Origin of the sequence: Ferrimonas sp., assembly GCF_048263965.1 — a bacterium.
In the GTDB taxonomy this organism is placed as follows: domain Bacteria; phylum Pseudomonadota; class Gammaproteobacteria; order Enterobacterales; family Shewanellaceae; genus Ferrimonas.
In genome coordinates this window covers 1-24,726 of sequence record NZ_JBLXDO010000009.1, presented here as the reverse complement: position 1 = coordinate 24,726, position 24,726 = coordinate 1, and the positions used below count along the sequence as shown (strand labels likewise).

Annotated in this window: 19 protein-coding genes; 11 read left to right on the top strand and 8 right to left on the bottom strand. The window is 54.2% G+C overall.

Translation table 11 applies throughout. The annotated features are described in order from the left end of the window. Positions 1-2 precede the first annotated feature (2 nt). From ACN0RV_RS09880 to ccoN, 3 genes are read right to left on the bottom strand one after another with little or no spacing between them, the layout of a single operon-like run. The gene (locus ACN0RV_RS09880; protein WP_028108493.1) at positions 3-164 is read right to left on the bottom strand and encodes a CcoQ/FixQ family Cbb3-type cytochrome c oxidase assembly chaperone; all 162 of its coding nucleotides are present in this window, start codon (positions 162-164) and stop codon (positions 3-5) included. A gap of 11 nt (positions 165-175) precedes the next feature. After that, positions 176-787 carry a cytochrome-c oxidase, cbb3-type subunit II gene (gene ccoO, locus ACN0RV_RS09875; RefSeq protein WP_417347449.1) on the bottom strand — a complete coding sequence of 204 codons (612 nt, stop codon included), beginning with the start codon at positions 785-787 and terminating at the stop codon, positions 176-178. 11 nt (positions 788-798) lie between these two features. Beyond that, positions 799-2,256: a cytochrome-c oxidase, cbb3-type subunit I gene (gene ccoN, locus ACN0RV_RS09870; protein WP_417347448.1), complete on the bottom strand. Its 1,458-nt coding sequence runs from the start codon at positions 2,254-2,256 to the stop codon at positions 799-801. 246 nt (positions 2,257-2,502) lie between these two features. On the opposite strand from ccoN, the gene ACN0RV_RS09865 reads away from it, so the two are divergent. Beyond that, the gene (locus tag ACN0RV_RS09865) at positions 2,503-2,916 is read left to right on the top strand and encodes a hypothetical protein (RefSeq protein ID WP_417347447.1); all 414 of its coding nucleotides are present in this window, start codon (positions 2,503-2,505) and stop codon (positions 2,914-2,916) included. A 71-nt stretch (positions 2,917-2,987) separates the two neighbouring features. Here the strand turns inward: ACN0RV_RS09865 and ACN0RV_RS09860 are convergent, their stop codons facing one another. Continuing rightward, entirely contained in the window at positions 2,988-3,590 is a 603-nt protein-coding gene (locus tag ACN0RV_RS09860) for a hypothetical protein (protein WP_417347446.1), read from the bottom strand. Positions 3,591-4,726: 1,136 nt separating this feature from the next. Here ACN0RV_RS09860 and ACN0RV_RS09855 point away from each other — a divergent pair. Next, positions 4,727-6,553, top strand: a complete 1,827-nt coding sequence (locus ACN0RV_RS09855; protein WP_417347445.1) for a methyl-accepting chemotaxis protein — start codon at positions 4,727-4,729, stop codon at positions 6,551-6,553. Between the two features lie 441 nt (positions 6,554-6,994). After that, positions 6,995-8,866 (top strand): methyl-accepting chemotaxis protein, encoded by a 1,872-nt coding sequence (locus ACN0RV_RS09850; RefSeq protein WP_417347444.1) that lies wholly within the window; start codon positions 6,995-6,997, stop codon positions 8,864-8,866. 52 nt (positions 8,867-8,918) lie between these two features. Here ACN0RV_RS09850 and ACN0RV_RS09845 read toward each other — a convergent pair whose 3' ends face one another. Together ACN0RV_RS09845 and ACN0RV_RS09840 are read right to left on the bottom strand one after the other, a co-directional pair. Next, a complete protein-coding gene (locus ACN0RV_RS09845; protein ID WP_417347443.1) occupies positions 8,919-9,860 on the bottom strand; it encodes a phosphotransferase in 942 nt (313 codons plus the stop codon). Positions 9,861-9,914: 54 nt separating this feature from the next. After that, positions 9,915-10,637 (bottom strand): YebC/PmpR family DNA-binding transcriptional regulator, encoded by a 723-nt coding sequence (locus tag ACN0RV_RS09840; RefSeq protein ID WP_028108485.1) that lies wholly within the window; start codon positions 10,635-10,637, stop codon positions 9,915-9,917. Positions 10,638-10,984: 347 nt separating this feature from the next. Here ACN0RV_RS09840 and trpB point away from each other — a divergent pair, with 347 nt between their 5' ends. Continuing rightward, the gene (gene trpB, locus ACN0RV_RS09835; protein WP_417347442.1) at positions 10,985-12,187 is read left to right on the top strand and encodes a tryptophan synthase subunit beta; all 1,203 of its coding nucleotides are present in this window, start codon (positions 10,985-10,987) and stop codon (positions 12,185-12,187) included. Between the two features lie 59 nt (positions 12,188-12,246). Here trpB and ACN0RV_RS09830 read toward each other — a convergent pair whose 3' ends face one another. Continuing rightward, entirely contained in the window at positions 12,247-14,712 is a 2,466-nt protein-coding gene (locus tag ACN0RV_RS09830; RefSeq protein ID WP_417347441.1) for a cation:proton antiporter, read from the bottom strand. A gap of 164 nt (positions 14,713-14,876) precedes the next feature. On the opposite strand from ACN0RV_RS09830, the gene ACN0RV_RS09825 reads away from it, so the two are divergent. After that, positions 14,877-15,686, top strand: a complete 810-nt coding sequence (locus ACN0RV_RS09825; protein ID WP_417347440.1) for a hypothetical protein — start codon at positions 14,877-14,879, stop codon at positions 15,684-15,686. 24 nt (positions 15,687-15,710) lie between these two features. On the opposite strand, the gene ACN0RV_RS09820 is transcribed toward ACN0RV_RS09825, so the two are convergent. Continuing rightward, complete coding sequence (locus ACN0RV_RS09820) at positions 15,711-16,343, bottom strand: trimeric intracellular cation channel family protein (protein ID WP_417347439.1); 633 nt, start codon at positions 16,341-16,343, stop codon at positions 15,711-15,713. 205 nt (positions 16,344-16,548) lie between these two features. Here ACN0RV_RS09820 and ACN0RV_RS09815 point away from each other — a divergent pair, with 205 nt between their 5' ends. The 6 genes from ACN0RV_RS09815 to ACN0RV_RS09790 all read left to right on the top strand — a co-directional run bounded on the left by ACN0RV_RS09815 (position 16,549) and on the right by ACN0RV_RS09790 (position 24,543). Beyond that, positions 16,549-17,751 (top strand): cation:proton antiporter, encoded by a 1,203-nt coding sequence (locus ACN0RV_RS09815; protein WP_417347438.1) that lies wholly within the window; start codon positions 16,549-16,551, stop codon positions 17,749-17,751. Between the two features lie 57 nt (positions 17,752-17,808). Continuing rightward, a complete protein-coding gene (locus ACN0RV_RS09810; protein ID WP_417347437.1) occupies positions 17,809-19,857 on the top strand; it encodes an OPT family oligopeptide transporter in 2,049 nt (682 codons plus the stop codon). An 872-nt stretch (positions 19,858-20,729) separates the two neighbouring features. Continuing rightward, positions 20,730-21,434, top strand: coding sequence for a DNA-methyltransferase (locus ACN0RV_RS09805; RefSeq protein WP_417347436.1), 705 nt, complete (start codon positions 20,730-20,732; stop codon positions 21,432-21,434). A 368-nt stretch (positions 21,435-21,802) separates the two neighbouring features. After that, positions 21,803-22,618 carry a GIY-YIG nuclease family protein gene (locus tag ACN0RV_RS09800; protein WP_417347435.1) on the top strand — a complete coding sequence of 272 codons (816 nt, stop codon included), beginning with the start codon at positions 21,803-21,805 and terminating at the stop codon, positions 22,616-22,618. A gap of 103 nt (positions 22,619-22,721) precedes the next feature. Next, the gene (locus tag ACN0RV_RS09795) at positions 22,722-23,393 is read left to right on the top strand and encodes a TIGR02391 family protein (protein WP_417347434.1); all 672 of its coding nucleotides are present in this window, start codon (positions 22,722-22,724) and stop codon (positions 23,391-23,393) included. 460 nt (positions 23,394-23,853) lie between these two features. Further along, complete coding sequence (locus ACN0RV_RS09790) at positions 23,854-24,543, top strand: zinc metallopeptidase (protein ID WP_417347433.1); 690 nt, start codon at positions 23,854-23,856, stop codon at positions 24,541-24,543. Positions 24,544-24,726 lie beyond the last annotated feature (183 nt).

Sequence of the window (24,726 nt, the reverse complement as noted above, 5' to 3'; positions counted from 1 at the left end):
GATTACTCCTTAGATCCCTGGTGCTTCTGCTCGTCATCAAAGACGAGGTTGGCCGCTTCCTCGAAGGCGGGCTTTCGACGGGCGCTGTACGCCCAGCCCACGATGGCCAGAAAAATCAGCAATAAAACAAGGGTTACAATGCCTTGAAACGTTCCATAGTCCATCAAAGGCCTCCTTATTTCAGAGCGGTTCCCAGAGACTGCAGATAAGCGACCAGCGCATCCATCTCGGTCTTACCCTTGATGGACTCTACGTCCTTCTTCAGCTCTTCGTCGCTACCATAGGGTACGCCGAACTGGTCACGGAAGATCTGAAGTTTCTTCAGGGTGCTCTTGCCGTCCAGTTTATTGTCCTCCAGCCAGGGGAACCCGGGCATGTTGGACTCGGGGACCACGATGCGGGGATCACGCAGGTGAACGATGTGCCAGTCGTCGGAGTAACGGCCGCCGACACGGGCCAAATCCGGACCGGTGCGCTTGGATCCCCACAGGAAGGGGTGCTCCCAGACATGTTCGCCGGCAACAGAGTAATGGCCATAACGCTCGGTTTCGGAGCGGAAAGGACGAATCATCTGACTGTGACAGGAGTTACACCCCTCACGGATGTAGACGTCACGGCCTTCCATCTGCAGCGCAGTGTAAGGCTTGAGGCCGGTTACCGGAGTGGTGGTTTCGTTTTGGAACAGCAGGGGGGTGATCTGAACCAGACCGCCGAAACTGATGGCAATGATGGTGAAGATCGCCAGCAGACCTACGTTCTTTTCAATAATCTCGTGCTTGAATTTCATTGCGCTTCTCCTTAAGCAGCCTGAGGCTGAAGTTCCGCCTCGGCGTTCAGGGAGCCTTTAGGCGCAGTGATAGTCCGGTATACGTTGTACGCCATCAGGAACATGCCGGTGACGAAGAACACACCACCCAGGAAGCGAACGAAGTAGAACGGATAGGACGCCTCAAGCGACTCTACGAAGGAGTAGGTCAGGGTGCCGTCGGCATTAACCGCGCGCCACATCAGGCCCTGCATGACACCGGAGATCCACATGGACACGATGTACAGCACGGTGCCGATGGTGGCCAGCCAGAAGTGCACATTCACCAGCTTGTTGGAGTACATGCGACCCTGCTCGAACAGGTTGGGGATCAGGTGATACAGAGAACCGATGGAGACCATGGCTACCCAACCCAGTGCGCCGGAGTGCACGTGACCCACAGTCCAGTCGGTGTAGTGGGACAGGGCGTTAACGGTCTTGATGGACATCATCGGACCTTCGAAGGTCGACATACCGTAGAAGGAGAGGGAGACCACCAGGAAGCGCAGGATGGGATCGGTACGCAACTTATGCCAGGCGCCAGACAGGGTCATGATGCCGTTGATCATGCCGCCCCAGGAAGGTGCGAACAGAATCAGGGACATCACCATACCCAGGGACTGAGTCCAGTCGGGCAGGGCGGTGTAGTGCAGGTGGTGAGGACCGGCCCAGATGTACAGGGCAATCAGGGCCCAGAAGTGTACGATGGACAGGCGGTAGGAGTAGACCGGACGGCCTGCCTGCTTAGGCACAAAGTAGTACATCATGCCCAGGAAGCCTGCGGTCAGCAGGAAGCCTACGGCGTTGTGTCCGTACCACCATTGCACCATGGCATCCACCGCACCGGCGTAGATGGAGTAGGACTTCATGGTCCACAGACCGGAAGCGGTATCCACCACAGGCACAGCCAGGGAGTTAACGATGTGCAGCACAGCAACGGTGATGATGAAGGCCCCGAAGAACCAGTTGGCCACATAGATGTGGGCAACCTTACGCTTCATAAGAGTACCGAAGAACACCAGGGCGTAGCTGACCCAGACAACGGCGATGGCGATGTCGATGGGCCACTCCAGCTCCGCGTATTCCTTGGCGGTGCTGTAGCCCAGCGGCAGAGTTACTGCTGCAGCCACAATGATTGCCTGCCATCCCCAGAAGGTGAAGGCGGCGAGCTTGGGCGCAAACAGACGGGTTTGACAGGTACGCTGAACCACATAGTAAGAGGTGGCGAACAGGGCACTGGTGCCAAAGGCGAAAATTACCGCGTTGGTGTGCAACGGGCGAAGGCGGCTGTAGGTCAGCCAGGGGATGTCAAAGTTAAGGGCGGGCCAGATCAGCTGAGCGGCGATAAACACCCCCACCAGCATTCCAACAATCCCCCAAATGACGGTCACTACAGCGAACTGACGCACAACCGTGTAGTTGTAGTCGTTGCTGGTATTGGTCAGGTTCATATTTTTAGCTTCCACTGCAATTGCATGTTAACTTCCACGACAGATGTCGCTAACCAAAAACCGATGCAAATTAACGCGAACGGTCGATGTTTCAGCGCCTCTAACGTGATATGCATCAAGGCACGACCATGATACTTGAGGTCGGTCAAAAAACCTAGCACAAACCCCTAGATTGAGTTTGATCACGATCAAGTTTTGTTGGGGAATTGTTGCAGATAAAATCCTGCAAATTCAAGGTGGTATTGAATGAAGTTTAAAAGGATGACGGGCTTCACACTTTTTGCTCTCCTATTGGCCGGTTGTGGAGAAGAAGTCAGGGAAGCGGAACCTGGCTTATGCCAGTTTGAACAGGGGGCCTGCGTCCAGTTACAGGCCGGAGAGAGCCTGTCGTTGTCCATGACTCCGGTCAATGCCCCAAGCGAGCAGCCTTTAACCCTCAAACTGGCGAAGCCGGCGAACTGGCAGGTAACCTCAGCCATGGTCGAGGGCCGGGATATGTTTATGGGGCGCCTGCCCGTCAGCTTTGATGAACAAGGGCAGGGCACTCTGATGTATGGCAGCTGTGCGTCAGGCTATATGGTGTGGCGACTGAATCTGGTGATGACCGACGAAGCCGGGGTGGAGCACCATGCCAGCTTTGATTGGCTGGCCGACCATTAACAGTCAAAGCCACCCGCCAATGCTCAGTTTATATTGCAGAGGCAGCCAGAGAGTTGGCCGCCTTTGTGTTTTCATAACCTCTTATAAAAGAGGGTCACCTGAGCTCCAGCCTGCCTGTCGCCGGTCATGGGGTCCACCTTGTGCAGGATCTGGATATTGGGTTTGGTCATCTGGGCTTTCAGTAACTCTGCCGACTCTTTCACCTCGACACCCGCCCCTTTAATAAAGGAGATGGTGCCATCACCATGGCGATACTCGAGAAACTCTCCCACCTGAACCCGGTAATATTCCGCCACCTGGTTGATGCCGAGGTCGGTATCAAACACCGCCGAGGCCAGAGTCAGGGTCATATTGCCCATCTGACCGCCAAAGTCCTCAGGGAAGACATGATTGACTAACTTGGCGTTTGGGGGCAGTGGCAGGGTGATCCCCTCAGTCCCGCGAGACTGGGCCAGGTGTCCGAAGAAGCTGTCCATGTCGGCAAAGGCCTGTTGACGGCTGCGCTTACTCAGGGTGATGCAAGCCTGCTGGGTTGAACGGGGCATGCCTGCCGCAGACAGGCAGGAACGATAGGACTCAAGGCGCTCCCGTACCTGGACCTGATTGAGGTCGGCGCCATCGTCCACCTGATCGAAGCACTGGTCCAACAGGTCATAGAACGCATCCTCACTCATCAGGGTGCACTCTGAATCATATTCCAGATAGCTTAAATCACTGTTTAAATAGGCTTGGTCAAAATACTGCGCATAAGAGGTATTAATAGAAAATATAAGAAACAGAATCAGAAAAGTCCGTAGCATGTAATTATCCTTGACGTTGCGTCTGATTATTACCAATGCTATCTGTATTGCACACCGGAATCCAAGAAGTTTCCATTACATATTCTTTTGGTTTCAGAGGGACATATATTTGTCCTAAAGGAACGAATAGAGTGAGCCCTTCATGGAATTATGACAATGTTATTAAAGCCAAGACGAAAATTGGGTTTAATTTTATTGAGTGTTGTCTGTTGCCAGCAGGCCATGGCCATAGTAATTGAATAGACCCCTTTATGAAGATGTAGAAGCCAATCAGCAGCGCGTCCAGAGTCATCCATTGGCTGGAGCAGCGGATCATCCTGGAAGGGACGTTTCTTCAGCAACTGGCAACTTTGCCTGAGGCGCCCCCCCAAATGCCAGGGCGCGATCACTGCCTATGAGGCGAACCGGCTGCACCCCAGTATTGATGTTGCCCGTCACCTGAAACTGTATCGCAGAGACCATAAGATCTTTCGTTTTCTGGTGCTTTGGGTGTTCCAAATTGACTATGGCAATCGGATCCTGATCCGGAGTGAACTTCCCTTTATCGCATCAGTCTGCGCCGATCCCAATGGCTGGCTGCCTGTGGCAGATTTGCAGTTACCTCTGTCGGAAGCAGTTTATGTCGGCAAGCCCATCGAGGAATCGCTCATGTTCTGATATGCGGATGTGGGGCGTCAGAATTATTTTTGGCGCCTGATATTTGACACCGGGTAAGAGGGTGTAAAATAACTTCTCTTCTAAAAGGCTAAATGTCGATCTTAGGCTTGTATTACGCCAATTGAAATTTGCCAGTGTCGTTTCTCAAAATTTGCCTGGATCACAATATCGCCACTGGTTCTATATCCTGTGACAATTATCACTGTCGTTTGCATTTATGAATGCGAACCTTTGTCACTGCAGACATTGTTGATGTCTGAACACTCAGATAATCCCTAAGAATAAATAAACCACACAGGAAAATTCACGTGAAATTTAAGACTAAGATAGTCTTTGCTTCATGCACTATCTTGATGCTTGCGTTATCGGCGCTCTCCTTTAACCAGTACCTCACAGTCAAACAGAGTATCGCTTCCCTGACCGGGACCAGCGTGGAGGAGATCACCAACAACCTGGCAGCCAGCATCGAGCAGGAGATGGCGTTAAAGGGCCAGACCGCCCGCTATATGATGAGCCTGATTGAGGATGAGGTCAGCGAGGAAAACATTCGCCGCATCTTCTCCAAACCGGCCATCAAAGAGGGGTTTCTGTTGGCCGGGGTCGGCTTTGAGAGCGATGGCAGCTTATTAGACAATGATCCGGACTGGAAAACCCCTCCAGGCTATGACGCCCGCAAACGGCCCTGGTACCGGGAAACCAAAGCCGCCAACCGGCTTACCTTCACCCAGCCCTATCAGGACACCATGACCGGGGAGACCCTGGTTTCCATCACCGTTCCAATGCAGCACCAGAATCGGCTTGGTGGGGTCATGTTCCTGGACATGAGTCTGGATAACCTCAGCGACAGCATCAATGCCATCAACCTGCTGGATGCTGGCTACCTGTTTCTGCTGAATCGCGATGAGTTGTTCATTACCCATCCGGATACTCGGTATCACGGAAAGCCCGCATCAGACCTCTTTGGTCAGTCTCTGCGACTTAGCCAGGGGCTGCAGCAGGTTGAAATTGAGGGCAAACCCCACGAACTGCGTTTTGTGCCGTTGCCCACTCTGGGCTGGACCCTGGGTGTGGATCTGAACGCCAATAAACTGCATCAGGCGGAAACCCAGTTGAAACGGGATGCCGTCATCTATTCTCTGCTGGCGTTGCTTCTGGCTCTGGTGGCATTGACCCTGCTGATGTCGATGCTGATGAAACCCCTGGCGGTGCTCAACATGGCCATGGCGGAAGTGGCCACCGGCGAGGGCGATCTGACCCAGCGTCTTGAGACCAATACTGACGAGGAGTTTGCCTCTCTGGCCAACCATTTCAATGGCTTCAGTACCAAGCTCACCCGGCTGATTGCCCAGGTTAAGGAGTTGGCTGCCAACATCAGTGATAATGCCGCCACCACCTCAGCAGTCGCAGCTCAAAGCCAGGTTGCCCTGGGCACTCAGTTGAGGGAACTTGAACAGCTGGCTACCGCCATGAATGAGATGGCCTCTACCGCCATGGAGGTGGCCAACCATGCCCAGCAGGCGTCCTCTGCAGTACAGGAAGCAGACCACGCTGTATCTCAGGGCGCCGTAACCGTCAGTGCCACCACCGGTGCCATCGAAGAGTTGTCCGGCAAAATAGAACAGGCGGTTGAGGTCGTGGAGCAGGTCTCTCAGGCCAGCCGGGATATCGAATCCATCCTGGCAGTGATCAACGAGATCGCCGATCAGACCAACCTGCTTGCCCTCAATGCCGCCATCGAAGCCGCCCGGGCAGGTGAGCAGGGCAGGGGTTTTGCGGTGGTGGCCGATGAAGTGCGCACCCTGGCCAGTCGTACCCAGCAGTCCACGTCAGAGATCCGCACCATGATAGACCAGCTTCAGCAAGGGGCATCGGCTGCCGTTACCGTCATGGAACAGAGCCGGGAGGTGGCCGGCGCAACGGTAGAGACTGCCAACAGTTCCAATGCCGCCCTGGCCAGCATCCGCGATGCCATCAAGCGAATCACTGATATGAACCTGCAGATCGCTTCCGCCGCGGAGGAGCAGAGCCTGGTGGCCGAGGATATCAATAAGAGCACGCTCAACATTAAGGAGCTGTCCCAGCAGATCTCAGAAGCGTCCGATGGTGCCGCCCAGGCTACGGAGCTGCAGCTGGCACAAGTCCGGCAGCAGGAAGAAATACTGAGTCAATTCAAAATCTAACTAGAAGAGGGGCGGGTAACCGCCCCTCTTTTTTCCTTAGATTAATATGGCGCTAAAGGGATAAAAACAGACAACTATGTTCGTCAAAGTCCATCTAAATTTCGTTTCGCTTCAATCAAATAAAAGCGGCTCTAAAAACAACTGTTCTTTCTGGCTTTTCATATTTTAAATCAACCCATTAGTCCCCATCTGCATTAGAGCTGCGTCCAGCCCTGGTTAAGAGTTGAGCGACAATGCCGATAACTTAAACAGTCGTTGTTGATCCAGCTTTAACGAGTGTGTGAGTATCCAAGGGTGCGGCAAATTAAATAACTAAGAATCAAAGGAAAGTTCATTTAGCTGTCACGCTTTCTTAATGATCAGTACGCCGCACCAAAAGGAACACTGCTGTTTAATCTGAATCCTCAGAAGATTCAGAAAAGAAAAAGGGTGCTAACTGTCATGAAATTCAAGACAAAGATCGTCTTCGCTTCCTGCATAATATTGCTGGTTGCCCTGTCTGCTCTCTCCGTAAATCAATACCTTACCACTAAACGCAGCATCGTCACCTTGACGGAAAGCAGCGTCACTGAAATTGCCAACGGCATTGCTCAATCTGTACAGAACAACATGGCATTTAAAATGGATGTCGGCCGTTACATGATGAGCCTCATCGAAGAGGACCTATCAACGGACAACATCAACAGTGTCTTCACCAAGCCGGTGGTTAAAAGCCAGTTTGTCCTGGCCGGCGTCGGCTTTGAAAGCGACGGTCACCTGGTCGATAACGACGCGAACTGGCACCCCTCCGCTGATTACGACAGTCGTCAGCGCCCCTGGTACATCGATGCCAAGCGTCAGAACAGGGTAATTTTGACTGAGCCCTATCCGGATTCCGTCACCGGCGAGATCCTGGTCTCTCTTGGGGTGCCGATGCGTGAGAATGGCATTTGGAAGGGCGCCATGTTCCTGGACGTCAGCCTCAAGGAGTTGGATCAGGCGGTCAACAGCGTGAACCTGTTTGATGCCGGTTATGCCTTCCTGCTGACCGATGACCACAAGTTCATTACCCATCCCGACGTGGCTTTGCACGGTAAAGCGGTCAGTGAACTGTTCGGCAACGGTCTGAACTTCGGCAGCGAGGCTCAAGAGGTCTCTGTCCAGGGGGCAGACCAGTACATTCGCTTTTTCCCTCTGCCTGAAACCGGTTGGTTGCTGGGGGTAGCGCTCGATTCAGAAAAGATGCACGCCACAGAGACAGCACTGCGTAACGACGCGGTACTCTACTCTTTGCTGGCTTTGGCACTGGCCATTGGCGCCCTGACCCTGCTGCTGAGCAAATTGATGGCCCCTCTGGGCACCCTCAACGACGCCATGGAGGACATCGCTTCCGGAGAAGGCGATCTGACCCGCACCATGGACACCAACACCGACGCCGAGTTTGCCTCTCTGGCTGGAAGCTTCAATGGCTTCTCCTCCAAGCTCAGGGAGATGATCTCCCAGGTGAAGCTCATCGCCGAAAGCATCTCCGAGGGGACCCGGCTCACCGCGGATGGCGCGCGCCATAGCGGTGAAGCGATGAACAAACAGCTTGAGGAGCTCGAGGCCCTTGCCACAGCCATGAATGAGATGGCGTCCACCTCTATGGAGGTGGCCCGTAATGCCCAGGGTGCAGCGGCGGCGGTGCAGGAAGCGGATAATTCCGTTGAGGCCGGGGTACAGACCGTGGCCAACACTGCCGATGCCATTGAGCACCTGTCTGCCCAGATCGATCAGGCTGTAGCCGTGGTGGAGGAGGTGTCGGAGTCTACCCGGAACATCGAGTCGATTCTGGCGGTGATCAACGACATTGCTGACCAGACCAACCTGCTGGCACTGAACGCCGCCATCGAGGCTGCCCGCGCGGGTGAGCAAGGCAGAGGCTTTGCGGTCGTGGCCGATGAGGTGCGTACTCTGGCCAGTCGTACCCAGCAGTCCACCTCTGAGATTCGCGCCATGATTGATCAATTGGCAGCAGGCTCGCGCAATGCGGTGGCCGTAATGGGCGAAAGTAAAGCAGTGGCTGGTCAGACGGTGGAAACCTCTGCCAGCTCCAGTGCTGCGCTGACCCAGATCCGTGCTGCCATCAAACAGATCACCGACATGAATATGCAGATCGCCTCTGCGGCGGAGGAGCAGAGCCTGGTGGCTGAGGACATCAACAAGAGCACGCTGAACATCAAGGAGCTTTCTCAGCAGGTGGCGGACACCGCCGTTGACGCCAGCCAGGCGATGGGAGAGCAGCTCCAGTTGGTGGATAAACAGGATGGGCTGCTGAACCAGTTCAAGGTATGACCCAAGCCGATCAAGAAAAGGGGCCAATAGGCCCCTTTTTGCTGTCAGCTGTTCAAAGCAGCGCCAGGGCCCGTCGGGTCATTGCCTGGGAGAAGCGGCCGAGCTTCCAATGGCCAGGCTTCCATCCCTGGAGAAAGCGTTCAAAGTCTGCCCAGGCAAAGGGGAACAGGGCGGATTGTTCCGCCAGCACTGCGTCAAGCTGCGCGACGTCCCAGCCCTTTGCTCGCAACTGCTCAATCAGAGCCTGACAATAGCGGTCCAGCAATTCGAAGGCGTGGGCCTCCAGGGCGTCATCGCTCAGTACGCTGCCCAGCAGATAAACCAGATCTCGGATGCCGGCCCCGCCACCGACGTATTGAAAATCCACCGCTGCCACCTGACCGAAATCGTTGCCCAGGAAGTTGGCCACCTTGGCGTCACCATGCACCAGGCTCTGGTAGCGGGCGCCTTGTAGCTGGGTGTCGATGGCCACCGCCGCGTCCTTGAGCGGTCCCGGTTCCATGGCTGCCCATTCGTCTGGGCGGGTAGCCAGGTGCCAGTAGCAGCCCTGCTCCCACAAACCATCTGGCGCAGAGCCCATAAACCGGGCATGAAAGCCTGCCAGCCAGCGGATCATCGCCTCCAGGTGGGAGTGTCCCTGATCCTGACTTAAAGGAGAGAAACCGGCAGTGGCCAGATCTTCGAGCACCATCAAGGTGCCATTATCCAGGAGGTGTTCACCCAGGTAAGCCGGAACTCTGGACACCTCGCCGCAGTACTCTGCATGGTGGCGATACCAGTCAAGCTCCACCTGGTAGGAACGCAGTTTGCGCTGATGACCCAATCCACCCTGATCAGCCGGGGGCACTACCCATTTGGCAATGACGCTGCGACCATCATCAATATGTGCCCGGTACAGCCCTCCATACTGGTTCCAAAGGGGCTGAATCAGCTGCAGCTCAACAAGGCTCTTCGCCTGGGTAGTGGCAAGCAGTGGCTGAACGGGAAAGCTCATGAAAACTCCATTAAAAAACCCGGCTCTGGGCCGGGTTTAGTGCAAGCAGAACCTTTAGTCCTGGCTCTCTACGTTGTGGTAGACCTGCTGAACATCGTCGCAGTCTTCCAGCATCGCCAGGAATTTTTCAAGGCGCGCTACGTCATCACCCTCCACCGTGGTGTAGGTCTGGGGGATGAAGGTGATCTCTTCAACGGAGAACTTGATGTCGCCAAAGGCCTCAACCAGAGCGGTTTTGGTCTTGAAGAACTCGGTGTGCGGGGCGAACACGGTGACAGTGCCATCTTCAACTTCAACGTCGGTGACATCAACATCGGCCATCATCAGGGCTTCCAGTACTGCGTCTTCGTCATCGCCTTCAAACGCCAGCACCGCCTGGTGATCGAACATGTGGGCAACGGCACCAGGGGCACCAATTTTGGAATCGGTTTTTACAAAACACTGACGCACTTCGGTGAAGGTACGGTTGCCGTTGTCAGTCAGGCAGTCAACGATCACCATGCAGTTGCCCGGGCCAAAGCCTTCGTAGCGGGCGGGAGCATAGTCTTCGCCGGCGCCACCAGTGGCCTTGTCGATGGCCTTATCGATGACGTGAGCAGGAACCTGGTCCTTCTTGGCCTTATCGATCAATCGGCGCAGGGAGAGGTTAGCATCGGGATCGGGGCCGCCGTTCTTGGCGCTCACGTAGATCTCTTTTCCGTACTTGGAGTACACCTTGGTCTTTGCCGCTGCGGTCTTTGCCATGGACAGCTTGCGGACTTCGAAACTTCTTCCCATAAGGATCGGCTCTGTCTAGTCAGTCAAACAAAATTGGTGACCGCCGATAATACCAGCTTGAGGCCAAGCCTCAAACGCCACGGGGGCTTTTTGTGGCCTGGGGGTGGCTCCCGGGACTCAAGAGGCCAGTTTTTCGCCGCCACGGCCATTGAATCGCCCTCATTGCTCAGCGCTGCTGAAATTTCAAGCGTACCCATATCGTTACACTTGGGTCGACTGATAATACTTAAGTATTATCAAGCTCATGTATTGCTGTAATTACACTTGGAATGAAAAGCTTACACTGTTATGGTTCGGCAATACGTTTGGGGTTAGCCCAGAGAACAGATGTAGTGCAGGAGCAGTAAATGAGTCGCTTTGAATTTGCCCCCATGCCCGATGAGCAGGGCTTCTTTGGTCCCTTCGGCGGACAGATCATTCCACCCGAGCTGAAACAGGTGATGGATGAGATCAACCTCGCTTACGAGGAGATCCGCCAGACCGAGGCATTTCAGCAGGAGCTGATGCAACTGTTTCAGGACTACGTGGGCCGTCCCAGTCCCATCTACCATGCTCAGCGCCTTAGCGATCAGCTGGGCGGTGCCCAGATCTATCTGAAACGGGAAGACCTCAACCACACCGGCGCCCACAAGATAAACCACTGCCTGGGTGAGGCCTTGCTGGCCAAGTACATGGGCAAGAAGAAGGTGATCGCCGAAACCGGCGCCGGTCAGCATGGTGTTGCCCTGGCGACCGCCTGCGCCCTGGTGGGGATCCCCTGCGAGATCCATATGGGTCAGGTGGACATTGAAAAGGAGCACCCCAACGTCACCAAGATGAAGATCCTCGGCTGTGACCTGATTCCAGTGACTCAGGGGACCGCCACCCTGAAAGACGCCGTAGACAGCGCCTTTGTGGCCTACATGGAAAACCCCAGAGACTACATCTATGCCATCGGCTCAGTGGTGGGGCCCCATCCGTTTCCGAAGATGGTGCGTGACTTCCAGAGCATCATCGGCCGGGAGGCCCGTCAGCAGTTTCAGGAGCGTCATCAACGACTGCCCGACGTGATCTCCGCTTGTGTCGGCGGCGGCTCCAACGCCATTGGCCTGTTTACCGCCTTCCTGGCAGATGACGACGTTCGCATTGTCGGGGTTGAGCCCGCCGGCAAAGGTCTGGATACGCCGGATCACTCCGCGACCTTGACCCTGGGTACCCCTGGTGAGCTTCACGGATTCAAGTGTTACGTCCTGCAGGATGAGGCCGGTGAGCCTCTGCCGGTGCACTCCATCGCCTCCGGCCTGGATTATCCGGGGGTCGGCCCTCAGCACTGTTACCTGAAGGAGCTGGAGCGGGTCGAGTACGACACAGTGACCGATAAGGAGTGCTTGGACGCCTTTATGACCCTCTCCCGTGTCGAGGGGATCATTCCCGCCCTGGAGAGTGCCCATGCGGTGGCCTGGGCGATGCGTGAAGCCAAGCGCCTGCCCAAGGAGCAGAAGATCCTGGTGAATCTTTCAGGTCGGGGCGATAAAGACGCCGATTACGTGGCGGATAAGCTCGGCCTGTAATCGGAAGCCAAAACAAAAGCGGGGCGGCCCGGTTTCCGGCCGCCTCTACTTCCGCGGATTCAGGGGCGACGCACCTCCTGCCCCAGCTGCTCTGACAGTTGACTCATCAGGGTTTCATCCTGGGTCATCAGTTTTTTAACCAGATCCAACTCCAGCCAGCCGATTCGGCACAGACTCTTGCCCCGATACTGGGCCTGAGCCTTACCGCTGACCAGGGCAGAAAGCGCTAACATCTCGCCTGGGATCAATATCTTTATCCTTGTTGACTCGGGGGAGGTCCAGCAGGCCTCAACACTGCCCTCAACCAAAACGCCTATTTGGCTAAGTTCACTGTCTGCCTCAATGATCACCTCTTCCTCACTGTAGGTGGTGATCACCAGTTGGTCGATCAGCGACTTGCGGGTGGACTCGGAGCAATCTCCTGCCCAAGGGAACAGCTTGCAAGGTTGGCTCTCGCTGTCTGGTTGCTCCACCATCGAGGTTCTCTGCAGCTTGTGCATGCGCCCCTCGACCCCCTCGAGCAGCTTTTGCGCCTCTGGCTGGGCCAGCACCGCCATCCCCATCTGCCGACGTATCACGGTTCTCTCTCGATTAAGCAGCAGCCGACTGGCTGCCTGGGTTTCCAATGCCTGGACCAACTCGGGGTGGCAGTCACGTATCTGACGGATATGGTGCTCTGCCATGGAGAGGTTCTGTTCAACCTCTAGGTCCAGGCTCTGCGCTAACCTGTTATCCGGCGCCAGTTCCTGGATGTGAGACTTGAGCTCCACTTGCGCCTCCATAAATCCCCGCGCCAGGTCGTACCCCAGGGCCAGGTGACTGTAGAACACGCTGTTGGCAGCTGTTTGAAGAATTGGAAATCGACGGCACCAACCTAACCAGAAGGGCGTCGCCCACAGAGGCTGGAGTGACACCCTGGGGCCAATCTCCGCAGCCCCGTCCAGGGCGCGCTCGACCAGTTGCACCAATAGCTGAGTCGAGTGGCGACCCAGAGTGCCGCTTTCAAATTGGGACCAGTAACTTTGTCGCTCGGTTTCCAGCAGCCGCCTGCGACAAGCCAGCCCCTGGTCGGAGGAGGGCTCTTCGGCTTCTCCTTTGTCCAGGGTGCGTTCCTGCAGCAGGATGTTGCGCTTAACCTGGCTCCAGTCTGCCCGACTCAGGAAAGGGTGAGTCATCATCTTGGGCAGCATCTGACTGAGTTCATCGGTGACGATCCCCTTTACCCTGTCCACGGTAGCCTGTTTGGCCGCTGGCAGGCGGTTCAATCCCAGCAACCTGAGCAATCGGCCCATGGTGCTGCCGTTGATCACTATGGTCAGCACTACGGTTCCGGCACACAGGAACAGGATCTGGTCCGCCACCTCGCGAGGAAGCAGTTGATCCACGGCGATGGTCAGAGCCAGGGCCAGGGAAACGGCGCCGCGCAGGCCACCCCAGAGCAGCACCAGCGCCTTCTCCCGGGTCAGCCCAATGCCCATTCGCTTAAGCAGTGGCAACAGTGCCCCTATGGTGGCGCCGCGAATCACCAGAAGCGCCGGGTAAAGCAGCGCCAGAGACCACCAGAGGTCGGGCTGGTCCAGTGGTACCCTGGCGGCGATAAGTATCCCCACCAGCAGGAAGATCACCGTATTGGCCACATGGGCCATCATCTCCCAGAAGTGGTGAAGGAAGCCCGCCACTTCCGGAGAGATCCGGGTTCTGCCGGTACCGGCAAAGACAAAGGCCAGAGTCACCAGGGCGACCACCCCTGACAGGTGCAGCCGTTCGGCGATAAAGAACACCAGGTAAGCCGCCACTACGGACAGGGTGATCTCGATGATGGGGTCATTGAACACCCGTCCCACCCAAGCGATGGCGATGATGCCGGTTAGCGCCCCCACCAGCAGCCCTCCGACCACCACCCAGATAAATTCCAACACCACATTCAGGGGTGAGACACTGGCTACGCCGCTGACCGCCATGGTGTAGAAAAGCCCGAACAGAACGATGGCGGTGCCGTCGTTCAGCAAGGATTCGCCCTCAATCAGGGTCTCCAGTCGTTTCCGGGAGCTGACCTCTTTCAGCAGGGCCACCACGGCCACAGGGTCGGTAGCGCTGATCAAGGCTCCGAACAGCAGACACAGGGCCCAGCTCCACTCCCAGGGAAACCACTGCCAGGCCAACAGCGCGGTGAGCAGGGTGGCCAGGATCAGGCCGGGGATGGCCAGCAGGGCGATCTGCGGTGCCATCCGCCTGAACAGGTGAACTTCCAATGAGAAGGCGCTTTCGAAAATCAGGGTTGGCAGGAACAGATAGAGGATAACCTGGGGGGTGATGTCGCTGACCAGCGCCAGGGTTTGGGTGAGCATGGGCGTGGAGTCGGTAAACACTCCTGCCCGTTGTACCAGTCCCAGCAGCAGGCCGATGAGCAGCAACACCACGGTGTAGGGCACAGGCAAGCCCTTGAGGCCATGGCGGACCAGGGCCCCCACCAGCAAGGACAGAATCAGGAAAAGCAGGGCCAGTAAGGCCAACTCGAACTGCATCGACAGCGACCGACGGCAAGTATTCCCTAACTATAGGAGGTTTTCTATTTGGGCTCAGTGGCCGGCTTTAGTGGCAGCTCTCCTTGAGCTGAATGATCTCTTAGAGGCTCAAAAGGGGGATATGGTATAAAGGGTCATTGTTCAGTGAGTTATCGGCCCAGACCATGTTTGATGCAATGTGGAAAGATGGCGAACAGCAGCACCTGTACTCCATCATCAGCTTTGAAGCGCTCAGTCTTGAGGAGCGAGAAAACAAGCGGCAGAAACTGTTTTGCCCCGAGTGCCAGCAACCTGCATTTTATCGCAAGGCCAGCAGCCATGGTCGTTCCGCCTGTTTTGGCTCGCGCTATCACACCCAGGAGTGCACCCTTGAGCGGCGCACCGCCCAGCGTGAGAAAGAGGAGAAGGATGCCAAAGAGGTGGACCGACTGCTGGACCAGGCGGTCACCCCGTTCAGCTTTGAGGAGCCGCCTGAGGGCAAACCTGATACCCCGGCGAGCACCGTCAACATCAGGGCCTCGACAGCCCCGGCCAAAGCGGGCAGGCCTAAGCCATTAACCCTGACCAAGGCATTGCACAGCTTGCTGAGAGACAGCGACCTTGGGGCCAGTGACGCCCTGATTGAGCTGGATAAGGGGTATCAGTTCAAAGCTAAAAACTTGTTTGTTCCTTTTGCTGAAGCGGAGGCGGCCGACAATGCCAAGGAGGCCAGACCCAAGATGTTCTGGGGCACTCTGTCTCACTCGGACAAGGAGATGCAGTGGTTGAACCCCGCCGGTTGTACCGACGTGGGCATTCCGATCCGGCGCTATCGGGAGCACCTGCTCAAACGCTTTGGCATTGAACAGCGGGAGCAACTCGAGGGGGCTGGCATCATCCTGTTTGGCAAGTGCTACTGGAATCAGGCGAAAACCAGAAAGATCATCGAACTGTGGAACAAGGAACGCATCCACCTCTCTTTGGTGGTGGATTAAAGCAAAAAGGCGCCAATTGGCGCCCTAGTGAGCAGTCTGCTCCTGGTAATCGAAGGTGGGCACTGACCAGTGAAAACGGATCGCCAGTAACCTGAAACCAAAACCCAGAGGCAGACAGATGGCCAACTTCACCCACTCAGACAGCTCTGCCAGGGTCAGGCCCATGTAGAGGGCCGCGGTCATCAGGGACACCAGGGCATACAGCTCCTTCTGGAACACCAGTGGCACCCTCTGACAGAAAAGATCCCGCAATATGCCGCCGAAGATGCCCGTAATAAGGCCAGAGGCTATGGCGATCACCGGAGTGTGCCCAAGTGAGAGCGCCTTCTGGACACCAATGATGGAGAACACCGCCAACCCCAGGGCGTCCAAGGTCAAAAACAGTCGGGTGAGGTAGCGCATGACCGGCGCGCAGGCCACGGTCAACAGCGCCATGACCGCAATGGCCACCAGGTATTGAGGGTGAGCCACCCAGATCAGGGGATAGCCACCGAGCAGGACATCTCGCACAGTGCCTCCTCCAATGGCGGTGACACAGGCCACCATCACCACACCGAAGAGATCCATCCGATTGCGGCCAGCCGCCAGGGCGCCGGTGATCGCTTCGGTCAACACGCCAACCAACCACAGCACCAGAATCAATTGCATTTCAGTCACCCATTACACTCCCGCTGGTTTATGAATCAGGGTAGGGCAGGGGATTGTGTCAAAGGACAAAAGCCCTTGGAAATGAAACAAAAGAGGGATCGGATTAGCTCGATTTATGCCATGTTACCTGGCCGTTGCATGGGTTGCGGCCTTAGGCATTCCGGTTAATTCGTCTAACTTAAGAGAATGCCACACAAGTAAACAAGAGACGCCAATGCTGACCACCTTAGGACAGACGCTGTCCCTGGTTATCCTGGCTCTGGCTGGGCTGGTTATTGCCAAAGCATTCAGATTGGAGTCGACTCTGGCGTGCCTGCTGGTGGGCTTCGTTGCCGGCCAGGGATTAGGCTTCCTGTCACTGGATACCGGAATACGAGCCCACAATCTCAAAGATCTGGTGTTCTTTATCGTGTTGCCGGTACTGATTTTCGAAGCGGCCTGGCACCTGAAACCGGAGCAGTTAAGGCGCTGGCTTGCGCCTGTCCTGACACTGGCCTCCCTGGGTGTGGTCATTAATCTGCTGATTATCGGGGCGCTGACCTACTGGGGGGTGGGCCACCCTCAGGGGTTTCCTTGGCTGGCCGCGCTGCTCACCGGTGCCATTCTGGCTGCCACGGACCCGGTTGCGGTTATCAGCCAGTTGAAGAGTCAGCAAGCGCCTGAGGCGCTGACCACCTTGTTTGAAGGCGAAAGCCTGTTTAATGATGCCAGCGCCGTTGTGCTCTTTAGTTTGTTGCTGGGATTTGCCCTGAGAGATGGAGGCAGTGTCGCCGTTTCGGATCTTGTGAACTTTTTGAAGATTTTTTTCGGGGGTTTGGTGGTAGGAACGCTGCTTGGCTGGCCTACCGCGGTTCTCTGCCGCTTCCTCAATCGCTCCGACGTCACCATGATGGCCATGGTAACCCTGGCCTTTTCCAGCTTCTATCTGGCAGAGCACTGGCTGCACCTGTCCGGCATTCTGGCGGTGATGGCCAGCGCCATAGTGGTCAGGTGGCGGCTTGAGAGAAGAGCAACCGTCAACCTTGAAGCGTTACACCATGGCTGGAGCTGGTTGGGGCTGACCTTTACCTCCCTGCTGTTTGTCATCATGGGACTGGTGATCACTCTGGAGATGTTCACTGAGCGCTGGCTGGCGATGGTCATTGCCATCGTCGCGGCCCTGGTCGGACGCCTGGTGGCAGTCACCGGCTGCGCCTTGCTGCTGAAACCCGCTGTGTCTCTGAGCCTGGTTTGGCAGGGACTGTTGGTGTGGGGCGGTCTCAGGGGGGCCATCGCCATTGCCTTGGTTCTGTCGTTACCCACCCAATTGCCCTATTGGTGGACCATACAGTCCATGGTGTTTGGCGTGGTGCTGTTCAGCCTGTTGATTCAGGGCACCACCAACGGCCTGTTACTGCGCAAACTCAAGCACCCTTAGTGCGTTTTGACCACAGTCTGCTAGCTTGGAATAAGGGAAGAGCTTGGATGAACACCCATGAATCAACCGCTTCCGCCTCCCGTTGTCGGCCCTAAGCAGCAACTGGAAGAGATCACCGTTAAGGCCCTGGTTCTGGGGATACTGTTGTCTGTGCTTTTGGCTGCGGCCAACGCTTACATCGGCCTGTTGGTGGGCATGACGGTCTCCGCTTCCATTCCGGCCGCTGCGGCTTCCTTGGGCATTCTTCGTCTGTTTCGCCGATCTAACATCCTGGAAAACAACATGGTTCAAACCTCGGCGTCTGCCGGGGAGTCGCTGGTTGCCGGCATTATCTTCACCATTCCAGCGCTGGTGATGATGCAGGCCTGGCACGGTTACCTCTATTGGCCCATGGTCTCCATCGCCATAGTTGGCGGCATTCTAGGTGTTGCCTTCACCATCCCCCTCAGGCGCGCACTCATTATTGAAGCCAGGCTCACCTACCCAGAAGGATTGGCCACAGCCGAGGTACTGAAGACCGGCGGCGTCGAGACTGACAGGGACAAACCCACCCATCAACAGGGTGGGTTGCCCACCCCGGGGATCAAACTCCTGGCCCAGGCCGGCGCCCTGGGCGCCATCTACAAGCTGATGGAGTCCGGGTTGGGCCTCTTTGCCGGAGGCATAGGCGCGGTTCGCAGCTGGTTTGGCGGCAGCTATCTGTTCAGTGGCGGGATAGCCTTGAGCCCGGCTTTGATTGGCGTAGGCTACATCGTTGGCATCAACATCGCCGTGTTGGTGTTCCTCGGAGGTGTCATCGGCACCCTCATCGGAGTGCCCCTGAACTGGCTGTTTAACAAGGAATCGATTCTACTGGCGTCCGGCCTGAGCCCGTCTCTCGCGTTTGACCAGATAAGCGACCAGCAGTGGCGAACCATCGCGGCTGCCGCTTGGCAGAAGTGTCGTTACATTGGGGTAGGGGCGATGATGGTGGGTGGGCTCTGGTCTCTGGTGGCATTGGCCAAGCCGCTCATCAAGGGCATTCGTGCCTCCCTCAAGGCTTATCGCCACAGCCGTTCCAGCATAGATCGGGCGTTTCCCAGAACCGAAGCAGACACACCATTCTCCATAGTGCTGCTGGTGGTGGCTGTCTCCATCATTCCCCTTTACTCCATCTTCTACATCGCCATGACCGACTACGAATACAAACTGTTGGTCGCAGCTCTGATGACCTTGCTGATGCTGGTACTGGGTTTTCTGTTTGCCTCGGTGGCGGGTTACATGGCTGGCCTGGTGGGCAGCTCCAATAATCCCATCTCCGGGGTCACCATCGCCACAGTGATCACCTCAGCCCTGATTCTGGTCAATATCATGGGTAGGGAGGGCCCCGGTGCCATGCTGGGTCCCATTGCGGTGATCTATCTGGCGGCGCTCATCTGCTCAGCCGCCGCCATTGCCGGGGATAACATGCAGGATCTGAAGTGTGGGCATTTGGTCGGTGCCACCCCGTGGCGACAACAGCTGTTTCAGGTGGTTGGCGTAGTCTCAGCGGCTCTGGTGATCCCCTTGATCCTGAGCGTACTGGACGCCGGTTACGGAATCGGCCGTGCCCTGGAGGGGGGCGATCCGGACCGCGTACTGGCCGCCCCTCAGGCTGGGCTGATGATGGCATTGGCACAGGGCATCTTCGGTCAGGGGATAGAGTGGAACTTTATCTATATGGGATTTGCGCTGGCGGCGGTACTCATTGCCCTCGACACCTACCAGGAGAGGCGCAACGCCTCGTTTCGTTTTCCCGTTTTAGCAGTCGCCGTGGGTATCTACCTGCCATTGGGATTGTCGGTGCCCATTTTTGTTGGCGGCGTGTTGGCTGCCACAGTGGCGAGACAAAAAGCGCGTCGGCAGCCGGACAACGCCAAGGCGACCAACAACCGCGGGGTGCTGCTGGCTTCGGGGCTGATTACCGGAGAGGCGTTAATGGGGGTGGGCATCGCGCTGTACATCGCATTTATCGGTTCGCCATTGCCCACTTGGCGCCTGGGCGGTGTGCTGGGGTTTGCCGCAATCGTCCTGGTGTGTCTCTATCTGCTCAAGCAAACCACCAACACCCGTGACCAACAGGCCTAACCAGGGAGCCAATACAGAATCAGGATTCCCAGACAGCCGATGGCCAGCAGACTGCGATAGCCAAGGTTTCGTCGCGTCATCAAACGATCGATGAGGGAAAGTGGGTGACAGTGAATACAACGGCCATGGTGGGAGGGGATCGCCCTCTGACATTTTGAGCATTGCCTCATAATCAATCCTTGAGATCCAAGCGCACTCCTGTGCGCAACACTCTCAACGTAGCACCAGATCACTTGTCACAAAACGATATGGATCAAAGGAATAAGTGTTCTCTTAGTTTCCTGTAATTGAATCTACTCCCAAGGTCCTAAACAAGCACACGTTACAGGCAATGCTATTGACTGCTTTGGCGCCAGTAGCGGTCATTGGGCCTATACGTTAACTCAGGAGACACGAATTCTCAGTTTCACTCCAAGAACAGTGCAAACGCCGACTTAAGTCATTGATTGAGCAAGATTCGATTGCTAAAGTGCCCCCACTTTCGCCACTGTTAGGTTGCTGATTTGATGATCTTTGGCAACGATGGTCGGCCATACAAGACTTACGATGGTATTCACCTACAAGGAAGAGATAGGAGCACCATATGACCTGTAGTTGTTGCAACGGACGCTTAAATGTAGGCGTGATAGAGAAAAGAGACCCAAACACCGGGCAGAGATTTAAGTCCTGTCCTCACTGTTCAGACGCTAATGGCAGTGAGCATGTATTCCACCCATACCCTGCTGCATTTGGGAAGACACCTGCTCGTGTAACAGCACGAAACCCAGATGGTTATCAAAGTTATTGCCGGGATTGCCGTAACTTGGATAAGGGAGTTTCCTCCCAAGTTTTTCAAAGTGGTAGACTATGCAGTAGCTTGGCCTAGATAATAGATGAGTATTATTCAAGGCGATGCCGTAGCTTGGCTGACAACGCTCGCAGATGCGAGCGTTGATTTAATTATTACTGATCCCCCATATGAATCGTTAGAGAAACACAGGAAGATTGGCACAACCACAAGGCTAAAAGTCAGCAAGTCTTCTAGCAATCAATGGTTCAAAGTATTCCCAAATTCTAGATTTGAAGATTTACTGCGTCAGGTGTACAGGGTTTTAAAGAAAAATTCCCACTTTTACCTATTTTGTGACCAAGAAACTATGTTTGTCATTAAACCTATTGCAGAAAAAATTGGCTTTAAATTTTGGAAGCCAATAATTTGGGATAAAGTAAGTATTGGGATGGGGTATCACTATAGGTCTAGATATGAATGTATTCTTTTCTTCGAGAAGGGGAAGAGAAAACTTAACAATTTAGGAATCCCAGATATCTTGGAGTTCAAAAGAGTATATCGAGGATATCCTGCCGAAAAACCGGTAGAGTTGATGCAGACTTTGATTGAGCAAAGTACCTGTGAAGGTGAGTTGGTTATCGACCCATTTTTTGGCTCAGGATCGGTATTGGTTGCAGCTCACAATATAGGTAGGGCTTTCTCTGGTAGTGATATTTCAAAAAACGCTCACGAGCATTTCTTAAGCCGTATTGCTCAAACGCGACTTAACGAAACAATACAGCCGATCGCTGACATTTCGGCTGATTAATGCGTGACTTCAAGGCCTCCTGAATGGCCTATAAAGTGGCGTGCGCTGCCTGTCAACCAGGCAGCGACTTGAGTCCAAGGCCATGACTCTGTGTTAGCTCGCTTCGGCGCCCAAAGAGTCATTCGTATCTACGAAGCGTGACATTACCGTTTTTTCGCAGAGCCGATCCGCCCTTCGTGCTGACAAGTAAGCAATCGATGGCGTTGAACCAGTCATAATATACTGATATATTGGGTAAATATCGCAGCGGTTCACTGCTACGGCGTGCAGATATACGGCAAGGGTGACCCTAGTGACAGGCGGCGACTTACCGCATAAAAACGACTATTAAATGTCTTAGCAATTTCAATATCACTATGGAATGTTCGATGAAGCTGTTTGAATTATTATCATTAAAGAAACCTGAGATTACGGAAGCAAACTCTAAAGTACATCTAGCCGTATGGAATGGAGAAGAAAACCCTATTGATGTGTACTTAGCCGGTGATTTTGAAGAATGGCAGCGATGGCAATCTAGAAGGAACTTCGAAAGGGAGTATATCGTTTCTTTAATCCAACTTCCAGGTACAAATCGTTGGTTATTTGCTGGCTGTTATAACTCGTTGGGGTGCTCATACCTTGAAAAACACGAATACAATTACTACTCCACTGAAGAAGTCCAACAGGTAAATTGCTTGTCTGGCAGACTCATCATTGATTTTAAACGTTCCGGTAGGCAATCATATCTTCTAGCTGAAAACTGGTCTGATGCTATGCTCGTTTCAGAGTTGCTACCTAAGAAAATGGTAGTCGAAGAGTTCTCTGGTTATCACAACTCTCTCATTAGTAAAGAAAAGCTAGATATTATTGTCAACCAACAGGTTGAGTCATGGAAATCAGCACTATCATCTGTATCAGGTGTATACCTAATAACAGACAGAGCAAGTGGAAAGTTGTATGTCGGTAGCGCCACTGGAGAGTGTGGATTATGGCAGCGTTGGGCTGACTACTCAGAGACTGGTCATGGCGGAAATCTAGAATTGAAAAATTTACTCAAAGTAAATGGAAAAGATTATTCGTCCAACTTTCAGTATTCAGTCCTAGAAATTGCCGATACCTACACTGACAGAGATTCTATCCTAGAGCGTGAAAAATATTGGAAAGACGTCCTGTGTAGCAAGTCGTTCGGTTACAACGCCAACTGAATATACTTAACAAGATAATATATCAGCATACAAAACTCCTCGTCACGCTCGAAACGCTTTTCGTTTTCGCTGATGCCAGAAATTATACATTACAAGGAAAACAATGAGTATTCTCGAAGAACTACAGCAGCTCAGAAAGGAAAGAGCAGAGAAAGCTCCTTTTTCTTCCTTTTTAGAGTTTGAAGAATGGGCCGATGCTGTGTTGCCACTGATTTCATTTCATGAGCCTACAGAGCAGGAGTTTTCTGAGATACTTACAAGGGCTGGAGTAACTCATCGCATGGGGAGTCATGAAGATGCAAACACCAATATGAATATGGCTGTTGGGGTCCTAAACCAAGCGATAAAAAGAGCAGAAATTCAAGAAAGGGCTAATACCCTACCACAAATAGGATTTGAGAACTTGCTTCACCCGGTGATAGTAGGTAGTTCGCTTGAATTATACGCAAATGGGCATCTCAGAGAGTCTGTTCTTAATGCAATAATAGCTGTATTTGATCTAATTCGCGAAAGAACTGGCGTCGAGGATGATGGTGACCGCTTAATAGGGCAAGTCATGTCTATTAACAATCCCTTGCTTGTGCTTTCAGAGCTTGAGTCAGAGTCTGGTCAAAATGATCAAAAAGGTTTTATGCAAATCTTCAAGGGAGCATATCAGGGTATACGCAACCCGAAGGCTCATACTTTAAACCATGACTTAAATGAAATGAAAGCCGCTCAATATCTTGTATTTGCTAGCATGCTAGCTCGAAGAGTAGACGAAGCAAATGCATAGCATGCCAATCAACTACGCGCTGAAGTTAGCTCGGTTTACTGGACGTAAATGACCGCTTTGTGGCGTTAACAGACATTCCCAAAAGTAGTGGTTGCTAAGATATAGCGCCCAAGGATCACCTTAGGCGGCTTGTATAGACATCACTAAAGACCGTGCCTTAGCCATATCTCCGGATGATGCAGGGTGAAGTTAAATGGACACCCACCCTAAGAGCTTTGGTTCTCGTTGCTTGTGACGTCCCCGCAAAGCTGAGACGAATGGCAAGCAGTTGGACAGTGCTGGTGGCTTCTCGAGATGGATACCCCGCGGATGCAAAGGTGGGTGTCCAGTTAGGCTCTGCTAAAGTCGCTTCCGATTGCGCCAACTTCTGAAGCAGACAATCGTCGGCAAGCATCTGCTGCTCATTTCTATGCGTATAATGATCGGTAGCCGCACAAATACTCATTACATGGCGATTTAAATGGTCTGGATCATCATCTTACTCATCATCACATTATGCGTCTTCTTGCCGGGTATGTGGGTCAAACATGTGATGGAAAAGTACGCACAGCCGGCAGATCGTTACCGCAAACAGGGAAGTGGTGGCGAACTCGCGCGCCACCTGCTCGACAGCTACGGCCTGGGCGACGTCCAGGTAGAGGAGACCTCTGACGGTGATCATTATGATCCGGCCGCTAAGGCTGTGCGTCTGACGCCGCAAAACTACTCAGGATACTCCTTGACCGCAGTGACTGTTGCCGCCCATGAGGTGGGGCATGCTATTCAGGATTCACGGGGCGAATCGTTGTTCCTGGCGCGGCAGAACCTCGTTAAGGCTGCAATGGTCGGCGAGCGCCTTGCTGGCATTATGCTAGTGGCGGCTCCGCTTATCCTACTATTAACCCGCGTTCCGCAAGCGGGAGCATTAACGATAGTGATTGGCGTTGTTTCCATGGCACTAAGTACCTTGGTGCACCTGATTACCCTTCCCGTTGAGTTCGATGCCAGTTATGGCAAGGCGCTGCCGCTCCTAGAGAAAGGCGAGTACCTGCACGACGGTGACCTGAAGCATGCGGAGAAAATTCTCAAGGCGGCGGCACTGACCTATGTCGCTGCCTCGCTGACCAGCTTGCTAAACTTGGGACGATGGATTGCGGTGCTTCGTCGGTAAGGTTTAAGAATTCAGAGTAATTGAAGGCTTCAATGACCTGTATGTGGCGATACCAGTGCCCCTTTTTACGTTATGAGTGGGACGGTTTGGTGGTCATCTGATGCTACTGTAGTGGTCAACTAAATCCGGACACCTGTTTAGCCCGATTCTCGGCTTCCGCAGGCGGCACCCCATCATTGTGTT